At 35.3% G+C, this 12407-nt stretch carries 9 protein-coding genes; 8 read left to right on the top strand and 1 reads right to left on the bottom strand.

Going from position 1 to position 12407, the window contains the following annotated elements:
• The first annotated feature begins 85 nt into the window (after positions 1-85).
• The 4 genes from ACVBAX_RS16325 to ACVBAX_RS16310 all read left to right on the top strand — a co-directional run bounded on the left by ACVBAX_RS16325 (position 86) and on the right by ACVBAX_RS16310 (position 4356).
• Positions 86-769 carry a sugar transferase gene (locus ACVBAX_RS16325; RefSeq protein ID WP_447117952.1) on the top strand — a complete coding sequence of 228 codons (684 nt, stop codon included), beginning with the start codon at positions 86-88 and terminating at the stop codon, positions 767-769.
• 24 nt (positions 770-793) lie between these two features.
• Positions 794-1555 carry a WecB/TagA/CpsF family glycosyltransferase gene (locus tag ACVBAX_RS16320; RefSeq protein ID WP_447117951.1) on the top strand — a complete coding sequence of 254 codons (762 nt, stop codon included), beginning with the start codon at positions 794-796 and terminating at the stop codon, positions 1553-1555.
• Between the two features lies 1 nt (position 1556).
• The gene (locus ACVBAX_RS16315) at positions 1557-2858 is read left to right on the top strand and encodes an O-antigen ligase family protein (RefSeq protein ID WP_447117950.1); all 1302 of its coding nucleotides are present in this window, start codon (positions 1557-1559) and stop codon (positions 2856-2858) included.
• Between the two features lie 118 nt (positions 2859-2976).
• Positions 2977-4356 carry a sugar phosphate nucleotidyltransferase gene (locus ACVBAX_RS16310; protein WP_447117949.1) on the top strand — a complete coding sequence of 460 codons (1380 nt, stop codon included), beginning with the start codon at positions 2977-2979 and terminating at the stop codon, positions 4354-4356.
• 133 nt (positions 4357-4489) lie between these two features.
• On the opposite strand, the gene tagU is transcribed toward ACVBAX_RS16310, so the two are convergent.
• Positions 4490-5431: a polyisoprenyl-teichoic acid--peptidoglycan teichoic acid transferase TagU gene (tagU, locus tag ACVBAX_RS16305; protein WP_447117948.1), complete on the bottom strand. Its 942-nt coding sequence runs from the start codon at positions 5429-5431 to the stop codon at positions 4490-4492.
• A gap of 146 nt (positions 5432-5577) precedes the next feature.
• On the opposite strand from tagU, the gene ACVBAX_RS16300 reads away from it, so the two are divergent.
• From ACVBAX_RS16300 to ACVBAX_RS16285, 4 genes are all read left to right on the top strand, one after another.
• Complete coding sequence (locus ACVBAX_RS16300) at positions 5578-5988, top strand: hypothetical protein (RefSeq protein WP_447117947.1); 411 nt, start codon at positions 5578-5580, stop codon at positions 5986-5988.
• 11 nt (positions 5989-5999) lie between these two features.
• A complete protein-coding gene (locus tag ACVBAX_RS16295; protein WP_447117946.1) occupies positions 6000-8492 on the top strand; it encodes a S8 family serine peptidase in 2493 nt (830 codons plus the stop codon).
• Between the two features lie 129 nt (positions 8493-8621).
• Positions 8622-10238, top strand: a complete 1617-nt coding sequence (locus ACVBAX_RS16290; RefSeq protein ID WP_447117945.1) for a cell wall-binding repeat-containing protein — start codon at positions 8622-8624, stop codon at positions 10236-10238.
• Positions 10239-10308: 70 nt separating this feature from the next.
• Complete coding sequence (locus ACVBAX_RS16285; RefSeq protein WP_447117944.1) at positions 10309-12402, top strand: cell wall-binding repeat-containing protein; 2094 nt, start codon at positions 10309-10311, stop codon at positions 12400-12402.
• Positions 12403-12407 lie beyond the last annotated feature (5 nt).

Here is a 12407-nt window from a genome sequence, read left to right as displayed (position 1 = left end):
TTATGAAAATAATTCATCTATGAATATGCTTCTTAAGTGAAATAATTATAGATTAATATTTTAAGTGAAAGGCTCAGGTGATAGAATGCCTACTTTAGAAAACGCGACTATAAAACAGCCGACGGTTAATTATAGTAGTGATATATTGTTATTTGAAGAGAATGTAAAGTATTCATTTGCTAAACGTACTATGGATATTTTTGGTAGTTTAATAGGGATTATTCTCCTTTTACCTGTGTTCTTTATTGTTGCCTTATGCATTAAGTTTGAAGACCCTAAAGGGAGTGTAATCTTTAAACAACAGCGTGTTGGTAAAAATGGAAATACATTTTATATGTATAAGTTTAGATCGATGGTATCAAATGCAGAAGAACTTTTGCAAAATCTAATGGATAAAAATGAATCTACTGGTGCAATGTTTAAAATGAAAAATGATCCAAGAGTCACTAAAATTGGTAGGTTTATTAGGAAGACGAGTATTGATGAACTGCCTCAATTATGGAATGTATTGGTAGGAGATATGAGTATTGTTGGTCCAAGACCACCATTGGTTAGTGAAGTTAGCGAATACAATGATTACCATAAGCAACGTCTACTTGTTACACCGGGATGTACGGGATTATGGCAGGTTAGTGGTCGAAGCTCATTGGGGTTTGAAGAGATGGTTTCATTAGATTTAACGTATATACGAAAAAGATCTATCTGGTTTGATTTATGGATTACTTTAAAAACCTTTAAAGTCCTACTAGGATCCAAAGATGCTTATTAATTGAATATTCCAAAGGAGAAATAAATGAAAAAAATAAACATGTTTGGTGTTGCTTTTGACAACTATGATTTTAAAGATCTCCAACTATTTATGGATAATCAAATCGCTAAGAAAAGTCCATCATATATTGTAACGTGCAATGTAGACCATATAATGAAACTACAATCCGATGAGGAATTCTCTAAGGTATATAATCAAGCAGACTTGGTAGTGGCTGATGGTGTTCCAATTATTTGGGCATCAAAGCTATTGGGAACGCCATTAAAAGAAAAGGTATCAGGTTCCGATATTATCCCTAATCTGGCGGAACACTTTGAAGATAAACGTTACAAGCTATATTTTTTAGGGGCGGGTCCTGGTGTTGCTTCAAAGGCAAAAGAAAACCTTCTTAAGGATTATCCACAAATGCAGATTGTTGGAACATATTCACCAACTTATGGTTTTGAGAAGAAACCAGATGAAATAAATGAAATTATTAATGATATTAAGGCCAAAAAACCAGACATTCTTTTTGTAGGGGTTGGAGCACCTAAGCAAGAAAAGTGGATTTATGAGCATTATCAAGAGCTTAATGTTCCGGTGTCCCTTGGTATTGGAGCAACAATAGACTTTCTAGCTGGAAATGTTCGAAGAGCTCCTGTCTTTATGCAGAAGGCTGGACTAGAATGGTTTTGGAGACTTATGCAAGAACCTAAACGACTATGGAAAAGATACCTTGTTGAAGATAGTCAATTCTTATTGATGGTATTAAAAGAAATTTTCAATAAAAATAGAAGAAGGAGCTAGCATGAAAACTAAAGCTGGTATGGTTAAAATAGTTGAAAAACTAACAATGCGAATAAAAGATAAAGAAGAAAAATACCTTGTAAATCTCATTTCAATTATTTTAATTGCTACCCCTTTTATTGATTTGTTAAATGGATTGTTAGCTGGTTTTTCTTTTTCGCCGGGCCAGTTGATTAGACCCATCTTTATGTTTATATCTCTTGTGGTAATCTATTTATATTCTAAAAAATACCTATATTATTTGGGTTTACTTATAGGGACTATGTCTTTAACAACGATTATAGATTTTATTCTTTTTGGAGATTCAGTTATAGACCAGATGATCTGGAATCTTAGAATTCTTAACACCTTAGTACTTACTGTTTTATTTATTGTTGCCCTCCCAAGACTTACAGACACTTTTGTAAACAAATCGATAAAGTATATCGAAGTGGTTGTTGGCTTTATTTCCTTTGTTATACTATTTTCTGCTTTAACAAACTCAGGGTTTAACACCTATGGTGGACAAGGAGTTGGATTTAAGGGATTTTTTCTTGGGCAAAACGACATTACTGCAGTTATTTCAATGTGTTTTCCAATTGCATTGTATAGTTTAATTCACAATAGAGATCACCGTATACCCAGATCTGCAAACGTGTTAGTAACATTATTTGCATCTATTCTTCTGGGTACTAAGAGCGGTATGATATTTATTTTAGGAAGCTTTATAGCGGTATTATTCATTACTAAAGATCAATTGAAGTTAAAAGAAATTTTTTTAAAAAATGCGATAAAAATTTTGGTATCAGCTATTGCAGTTATATCCTCCTTCTTGTGGTTCTTTTGGGAAACACTTGTAAGTTGGGTGAATTATCAACTGCATTTTCTATTCAGTAGTTCAAACTTTATTACATTTTTATTGAGTGGACGAAACAAAGCTGTTCAACCGATGTTCGAGGTATTAGCTGATAATCCTATTTATATATTTATTGGTTCTACATTTAACAAAGGGCAGAAGTTAATCAGTGAGAAAGTTGGATATGATGCATTTGTAGAGTTTGATCCGCTATCCATATTCTTTTATAATGGGATATTTGTATTTATCTTATATATGGCCATATATATTTCGATCTGTAATATCTCTTTAAATGATATAAGAAACTCTGTTGGTGAGAAGCAGATTATACTTATTGCGTTTATAATCGGTGCCGTGTATTCAACCTTTGGTGGTCATGTTCTACCTAGTGGGATTGCGGGCACTTACTTTTCCTACTTTGCAGGTTTGGTATTTTACCATTTTAAACATAGTGCGAAAAAGGCATGAAAAATTATTCGTACCTCTCAGTCTAACTTCAAAAAATTATCCATATATTAGATAAAAAAATGGGCAAATTAATATTAATTAAAGCTCATAACGTATAAATCGTAGGGGGAAATAAATTTTGAGATTAGTACTTCTTTCTGGTGGTTCCGGTAAAAGACTTTGGCCGTTATCTAATGATGCACGTTCAAAGCAGTTTTTAAAAATTCTAGAGGGTAAAAATGGAGAATACGTTTCAATGGTTCAAAGAGTGTATGAACAACTTCGTTCTGTTCAATTACATGAATCTGCTGTTATTGCTACGAGTAAGTCTCAGGTTGAGATGATATATTCGCAATTAGGTGAGGATGTCCCTATTGTTATTGAACCCGAAAGACGGGATACATTCCCTGCAATCGCACTATCTGCTGTTTACTTATATTCTGAATTAAAGTGTAAGTTGGATGAGGTTATTGCAGTTCTACCAGTAGACCCTTTCGTAGAAAATAGATTTTTTGAAGTGGTATCTACTTTAGAGAAGGTAGTTCAGGAATCTAACACTGACCTTGCGTTAATGGGTGTAACACCAACTTATCCATCCTCAAAATATGGATACATTGTGCCAAAGGAATTAGATCCCTCTCAATCCTTTTTTACAGTTAGTCATTTTACGGAAAAACCATCCGAAGAGGCTGCTAAGAAACTAATCAAGGAAAGTGCTCTTTGGAACTGCGGAGTGTTTGCTTTTAAACTTGAGTATTTGATTAACATGGTGGAAAACCTTGGATTACCATTAGTCTATTCAGAATTATTATTAAGGTATAAGGACCTTCCGAAAAATAGTTTTGATTATGAAGTTGTAGAAAAAGCTAATAAAATTGTTGCTGTACCATATGATGGCTATTGGAAAGATTTAGGTACTTGGAATACCTTAACTGAAGAAATGGGATCAAACATGATTGGTAAAGGGAAAATTAGTGATGATAGTTCAGGCTCTCACTTGATTAATGAGTTGGATATCCCAGTAGCGCTTCTTGGCGTATCAAATCTTTTAGTGGCAGCTTCTCCAGATGGTATTTTGGTAACTGAAAAAGCAGCAAGTCCAAAATTAAAAGAACTAATAACTGATTTCGAGCAAAGACCAATGGCTGAAGAGAGAAGGTGGGGAGAATATAAAGTTCTCGATCATACTCAATTTGAAGCTGGGATAGAAGTACTCACAAAAAAGATTCGGATACAAGCGGGGAAAAACTTAAGTTACCAATTCCATGATAAACGCAAAGAAATGTGGACGGTTTTGAATGGGACAGGAGAAGTTATACTAGATGGTCAAGTGAAATATATCTCTGCTGGTGATGTCATTGAAATTCCTATTGGTATAAAACACGCAATTAAAGCAACAACAGACTTAGATATTATTGAGGTCCAAACTGGAACTGAGTTGCTTAAAGAGGATATTTTCCGTTTAGAATTAGAGTGGGAGAGAATCCTTGAACATATAAAGAATACGGTAAAAAGTTAAATTTTAAAGCATGTCCATTTGTTAGGACATGCTTTTTGGATTTCTTAATCAAAAGTATTATAACGGAAGACCATTCCATTTTTAAGGTATCTAAATAAGACCCTGATTGCATATTTACAACCAGGGTTAACAGTTAGTTAATCTCTAAATGCTGTTTTAAAATACCTTGTAATCGGTCCTTCTCTTCTTGCGGTACATTTAAATAATAAATTCCATCTATTTTACCACCTTGACCCGCGATGGTTATCTGTTCTATTTCTTTACTTGCTGAACGATATTTACTTTGGATGGTAACCATTTGATCAAAAGCGAGATCAGTTTTTACATTTGTTCCTAGTGCCTGAAAGATGTCTCCGAAGTTTGTTAAGCTACTCAAACTAGCACCTTCATCAATAATTGCCTTAATTACTTGTCTTTGTCTTAATTGTCTACCAAAGTCACCACGAGGATCCTCGTAACGCATTCTAGAATACTTAAGTGCTTTTTCGCCATTAAGAGTTAGTTGCCCTTTAGGGAAAGAAGTGCCTTCGTAAGTAAAATCAAGATCGTTATCTACCGTAACTCCACCAACTGCATCTACAATATCTTTAAAACCTTCCATATTAATTTGGACATAATAATCAATAGGAATATCTAAGAAATTTTCAACCGTTGCAATAGACATTTCTACACCACCGAAAGCATATGCATGGTTGATTTTGTCTTGTGTACCTTTTCCTATGATTTCAGTTCTTGTATCACGAGGGATACTAAGCATCTTTACAGAGTTTGTTGTAGGGTTTACAGTCAAAACTATAATAGAGTCTGAACGACCTCTATCCCCTGCTCTTTCATCAACCCCTAAAAGTAAAACAGAAAATGGTTGTGCTTTTTCTAGTTCAACCTCTTCTACACGCTTCTCCGATTTTTCTCGATTAATAGGAGCGTGCATGGTTTCAACCGCATTGGTTAGTGAGTTATATACTGTGAAGGCATAGGCACCAACTGCAATAAATAATAAAAGAAAAGTTCCAATTAGTACTTTTACCCATGTTTTTTTCTTTTTCTTTGTCTTTTTATCTAAACGTGAGCTCATTTTTTCTCCTCCTAAATAAAATCAGCAATAATAGAATACCACAAAAAATGATAAAATTAGACTAGTTTTTACAATTTCTAATAAATGGACGTTGCTCTGACTAAAAAGTTACAATAAAATGAAAAAAAGTGTGAAGTAGGGATGTTATGAAAGAGATTATCATATTAATCGCTGAATTTGTGAATGGAATACATGACTTATTAATGGATATTACAGAAAGCTTAGGTTGGAATTTAACTGATAAAGACCTTCATTTGTGGGTTTTTGGAATAATTGGAATCATATGTTTTGCTGTTGTACATGCCGTTTTTAAGGTTATTTCTAAGTATAGTATTACTGCTTTGTCGTTTTTCTACACATTTACTGTTCTTCTCGTTATCGTCTTTGCTATTGAAATTCAGCAGAAGGTAACTGGTAGAGGAGAAATGAGCTTCGATGATGCAATAATCAGTATTTGGGGGTTTTTGTTATTCTTTTTCCTTTTTCTAGTTTTAAAAGGTATTTTCGTGTATTTTACTAGTTTTACAAAAAAGAAGAATAAGAGATCAATAGGCTAGGGGGATTTTGGATGCAAAAAGTTTGCCGTATAATAATCACTCCTTCTTTATTCACTTTTTTGATCTTTCTGTGTTTGGGAGTAACGTCCTATAAGGTAAATGCTGAAGAAGTGAATCTTGAGAAATATAATTATATAAAGGAAAATAAAAACGAAACTAAATCATTATTAAATGAGCCAGATGTTCATAATCGTCAACTTATTATAAAACTAAAGTCGGGTGACGTGATTAAAGCATATGAAGGGTTAACCCAACAAGCTACAACAAATAGATTAGCTGCAAAAGGATATATATTGGTTCATGTTTCTCCAAACGAAAACTTTGAAAAGAAAATAGAGGAGCTAATAAAGAATCCGAATGTTGAATATGTCGTACCTAACTACCTAGTTGAACAAAAGGAAACACCTAATGACCCTTTATTTTCTCAGCAATGGTACCTATCTTCTACAAATATAGCTAGCTCCTGGTCGGTAATTAAAGGAACCCAGCAGGTAAAGGTGGCAGTCATTGATTCTGGTGTGGACCCAAATCATCCGGATTTGGCAAATCAGCTGATGACCGGCTATAATTTTGCTTCCAAGAATACGAATTTTACTGATACATTTGGTCATGGAACTAATGTAGCGGGGATTATTGCTGCTCAAACAAATAACGAAGTAGGAATATCAGGTATAAATCCAAGAGTAAAGATAATCCCAATTAAAGTTAGTGATGGGGGCGAAATTCAACTAATTAATGTTATAAACGGTATATATTATGCGATTGATAGCGGAGCTAATGTGATTAATATGAGCTACGGATCAACCCAAGGAAATGAAGCCGAATACGATGCGCTTTTAACTGCTTACTCTAAAGGAATTACGTTAGTTGCCTCGTCTGGAAACGAAGGGGGATCAGTTAGCTATCCTGCAGCATATCCATTTGTCATAAGTGTAGGGAGTGTCAATGTACAAGGAAACAAATCTTCTTTTTCTAACTATGGTAGTGCATTGGATATTGTGGCTCCTGGAGAGGGTATCCTGACCACAACAATCAATCAAACCTATAAATCTCCTTCAGGTACTTCCTTTTCAGCACCAATTGTTAGCGGAGCAGCATCATTATTATTGAATGAAAAACCTGGTATTAGTCCAAATCAAATACAATGGCTATTAGAGAAGTCAACTGGTGGAAATTGGAACCAATCAACTGGGTTTGGTAGGTTCGATATGTACAAGGCCCTCTCTATCAATCTCCCTGATCTAAATGGTGAAATAAGTGATAACCCTGGATACGGTAAGCAAATTAATTTTAACCAAGTTTACTCAGAATCATTGCAGATTACAGACGATATTGACTGGTTTCAGTTTGATGTGGCAAGTGAAAAGGTTCTTGAGTTAAGTGTTCAAAATCATCGTGATCATGATTTTGTCATTTGGGTTCGTAGAGAATCCAATGGACAAATTCAATGGGAAGAATTTATTGACAATCATGATATTGGTTCAGGTGAGAGTTATACCTTTACTGCTAGCTCAGGTCATTATTCGGTTGCTATTTTTGATTACAACTTACGTTGGTCTATAGACCCGTATAAGTTTTCAGTGAGCACTTCTTCTAATAAAAGGATTTTTGGCCAAACTAGAATAAGTACTGCTGTTGAGGTCTCTAAAGAAGGTTGGCCAAATGGACTTACACATTCAGAACGTACGGTTATTTTAGCTCGGGCTGATAATCCAGCGGATGCACTTTCTGCAGCTGGACTAGTAGGGGTTAAGGATGCACCTATTCTCTTAACATACCCTAATCAGTTAGATTCGATTACTGTCAATGAAATCAAAAGATTGAATGCTGCGAAAATCTATGTTCTTGGGGGGCCAGCAGCGATATCTTACACAGTTGAAAACAAATTGAGAGAGCTAGGAATAGCTACTCAGAGAATTAGTGGAAATGATCGGTTTGATACTGCTTATAAAATAAATCAGGAAGCAGGCTTGTTAGAGAGTACAGAGGCACTTATTGTCAATGGAATTACAGTTGCTGATGCGCTTTCTGCATCGAGCATTTCTGCAACAAAAAAAATTCCAGTCTACCTCGTTAGGACAGAGAGCATTCCAGTTAATCTACCTTCGTCTGTAAAAAAAGTGACTATATTAGGAGGAGAAAAAGCTGTAAGTAGCCATATAGAACAAACTATTAATAGTCTTGGAGTGACTACAAATAGAATTTATGGTGGAACAAGGTATGAAACAAACATAAATGCAATTAAGGCTTTCCAATCAACTTCATCAGCTTTCCTTCTGGTCAGAGGGACTTCTACCTCTCGGACATCTGAGGATTATCCTGATGCGGTGGCAGCAGCTGGGCTGTCACTTAAGAATAATGCTGCCATTATACTAATTAACCCAGGTAGAAAAGAAGATTCCGTTACGAATTATCTAAGTGGAGTATCAAATCTTTCAGCCGCAATTCTTGGTGGTGAAGCTGCCATTCCTACAAATAGACTGGAAGAAATGGGGATAAATTAAGTAGTAGAAAATTAGAAAGCACCAAATTAAGGTGCTTTCTTTTTTGTGAAAAGTATATTACATTATCTGGTTGCAAAGTATTAATTATGATAGAATAGTAAATTGTTAGAAATAATAGGGGGCAAAAAGGTGTTTAAAAGCATTAGTAAAAAAGTAAGATTATTAACACTTCTTATAGTGTCGTTAGGAATATTCTCTGTAGTATCTGTAAAAGCAGAAACCTCTCGACTTTCAGGTGCGACTAGGTATGAAACCGCAGTGAAGATATCTCAACAGGGGTGGAGTAGCTCGGATATTGTGTTATTGGCACAGGGGTTAGATTTCCCTGATGCTTTAGCTAGTGTACCATTAGCACATAAATTAAATGCGCCAATTCTATTAACAATTCCTACCCATATACCGATAGAAACAGTAAATGAGATTAAACGACTCAATACAAAAAAGGTCATTATTCTTGGTGGGCCAAATGCGGTTTCAAATCAGGTTGAAACTTATTTAAGGGAAAAAATACAAGTTAATGTTGAAAGAATTGCAGGAGAAACTAGGTTTGAGACATCCGAAGCAATTGCTAATAGACTTGGGATATATGAAAAAGCTTTTATTGTTAATGGGTATAACTACCCAGATGCACTCTCGATCGGGTCTTATGCAGCAGTGTCTAAAGCACCGATTATTCTTACGAAGCAAACTGGACTCACTCAAAATTCAAAACAGTTTGCACTTAGAGCGAAAGAAAGATTTATTATCGGTGGAGAGGCAGTAGTTAGTTCAGCGATTCAAGGAGAACTTCAAGCTTCCAGAATAAGCGGTGCAGATAGATATGAAACGTCTTCTAAAATTCTAGACACTTTTTATAAAGAATTTCCAAACATATATGTGGCAACTGGTGGTAATTTTGCTGATGCACTTTCTGGGGCTGTGTTAGGTGCAAAAACTAATAGTCCAGTAGTTCTTTCTAAACCAGATATGGTACCAGATTACATGATTAAAACATTAAAACATTATTTACTTTCTAACTCATATATTCTTGGTGGAGAAGCAGCACTATCAAACAATGTTCAAACAATCATTACGCAAAAATTAGCATACGTGGTTACAGATACATCAAAAAGTGTAATCTTTTACATTCCTCATCCAGATGATGAAGTGTTGGCAACAGGCGCAGGTATACAATCGTACCTAGCAAAAGGATTTAATGTTCAGGTTGTTTTGTTAAGCCATGGTAGATCATCAGCAGTTCTTCAAAGCTTAATGAATATATATCCTGAATTAACCCCAGAAGAGTTCGGTAATGCAAGAGTAAGAGAGTTTATGGATTCTATTACTAGGCTTGGAGTTAACTCTCAAAATATCCATGTGTATGATTTTCCTGATCAAGGGCTAACTGTAGAATCAATCTCATCTATCATTAGTGAATATGAAAATAAGTATCCATTTGCAGAACATAGAACACTCTCATTTTTCGAAACACATTCGGATCATAGAAACTCAGGATTAGCACTTAAAAAGCTATTAGAAGAAGGTAAGGTTACAGGTGGAAGATTTTATATTTCTCCTTATCTCCATAATCAGGTTGAAGGATTTGTTGTGAGAGCTCAAAACCCCGAAAAAGTAATTGATGCTCTGTACGCATACAAGGTGAATATACCTGAGGAAGGACGATATTCGATTGGTTATTTATCTGTTCCAGATTTAATTAATATGGTTGAAAATAACCCGATTAGTAAAGCTCATCTGGCAAACTAATAAACTAGTGAAACTATTACATGTTTTTCATGTTTAATTATAAATTTTCTACATTGAAAGGGGCACACTCATGAATCGTATGGTTGTTAGACTACTAGGATTATTTATTCTAGTGGTACTATTATTCCCAACGGCAGCATTTGCTGAAAAGGTATTAGTCATTGACCCAGGTCATGGCGGTAGATTTACAGGAACGTGTGGATACACCAAGGAGTCACCTAAGGATCTCTGTGAAAGAGATGTGAATTTATCGGTAGGACTTAAAATAAGGGACTATCTTAGAAGCTCTGGTATTACCGTTAAAATGACTAGAGAAGCTGATGTAGACTTTGCAACATATCTTAGTGGTACTGGTGGAGATTTCGAACGTCGTATGCAAATCGCAAACGGTTATGCAAAAAACAACAACGACAATAGTGTGTTTGTTTCGATACATCATAATGCCTCTCCGACAAGCCCATTTGTTAAAGGGTATGAGACTTATTATTATGATGGGGTGAATCATTTTCAGCCAGATTGGCCACATGACCCTCTACAAATAAAATATTTAAAAGACAATCAGCGTTTGGCTCAATCCATTCATAGCCCATTCGTTAGTAATCTTGGGATGATAGATCGTAAAATTCATAATGATCAAAGTTTTTATGTCATTCGAAATGCGCAAATGCCAGCTGTTTTATTGGAGCTTGGCTATATGACTAATCGAGATGAAGAAAGTCGAATCATATCTGCTGATTTTCAAAATCGAGCTGCTCAGTCAATAGCTAATTCGATCATTGAATATTTCAGAGCTTTTGACGTATATAAAGATGGTCAAAAGGTTGAAACATTTAAGGTTAAAACTGATGCGATTAATTATGCATCTAAGTTGTCAGGTTTTGTACAAATTTTTGATAAAGACAGTCAAAGTTTTATATGGGAAAACAGTAATTATGAAGTCTACCATAAATCTACTGGCCTACTTAAAGGCTTTGCAACATACGAGCAAGCTCTAGGATATGCGAATGGAACTGCTGATACAAGAATAGTTCATAAAGCTACTGGAAATACCGTTTGGTCTAACTTCTTTTCTGCTAACTATGAAGTACAGCAAACAAATACGAATGAGAAAAACGTATTCTTTGATTTTAATGAAGCCGTGAGTTTTGCGAGTAATAAAGTTAACACAAGAATAGTTCGAAAAGATACAAATGAAATTCTTTGGACTAACCTTCCAGAAGGGTTAACTAAATCCGTCAATCAGAAACAGGTTAGTGGCGAGACAAGATATTCGACATCTGTTGCTGTTTCTAAAGAGCTGTATCCAAATGGGTTCGCAGCCGACAAGCAGCAAAAAGTAGTCCTCCTATCAACTGGTGAAGACGCAGCTGATGCCTTATCAGCAGGACCTTTAACCTCTAGATATGACAATGCACCAATATTATTAAATAATTCGAGATATCTTTTAGATGAAGTACAAAACGAGCTTACACGGTTAGGTGCTAGAAAAGTGGTTGTCCTTGGTGGACCACAAGCTATTTCTACAGATATCGAAAACAAGATAAAGTCTTTGGGTATAGAAGTAGAGAGAATTCAAGGTGCTACTCGAATTGAAACAAACAATCGCATTACCGAGAAGCTTGGAGATGTAAATGGGGTGTTTGTAGCATCTGCTAGAAGCTATCCAGATGCACTTGCAGCTGCACCAATTGCAGCCGCTAATAATTGGGGAATAGTACTTACTGAAAAGGACAAGCTCTCTGATGCTGCTTTAAACTACATGAGAGGGAAAAAGATTGTTATTCTTGGTGGTGTTGAGGTACTTCCTTGGAATATTGAGAGTCAAATACTATCACAAAATAGTCAACAGAATGTTGTTCGTCTAGCTGGTGCTACGAGATTTGAGACTTTAGCTAACATGCTCTTCTATTTTAAAGAGGAAATGAAATCAGATACAATAAACATCTCTACAGGGATGAATTTCCCTGATGCATTAGCAGCTGCTCCACTATCTTATGCAAATAAAGCTCCACTTGTCCTAGTAGGACCTACTTTGAATAAGAATGTAGAATCATTCCTATTTAAATACGTTGAGGAGAATAGTGTGAATCAAGTAAAGGTAGTTGGTGGGCCTATGGCTGTGTCTGACACTATGAAGAACATCCTTGTTAATAAAGTAAAATAATCGTA

The organism is Robertmurraya sp. GLU-23 (genome assembly GCF_052983275.1).
Note: the sequence above shows the minus strand (reverse complement) of the source record. Positions and strands in the feature narration are given on the sequence as shown.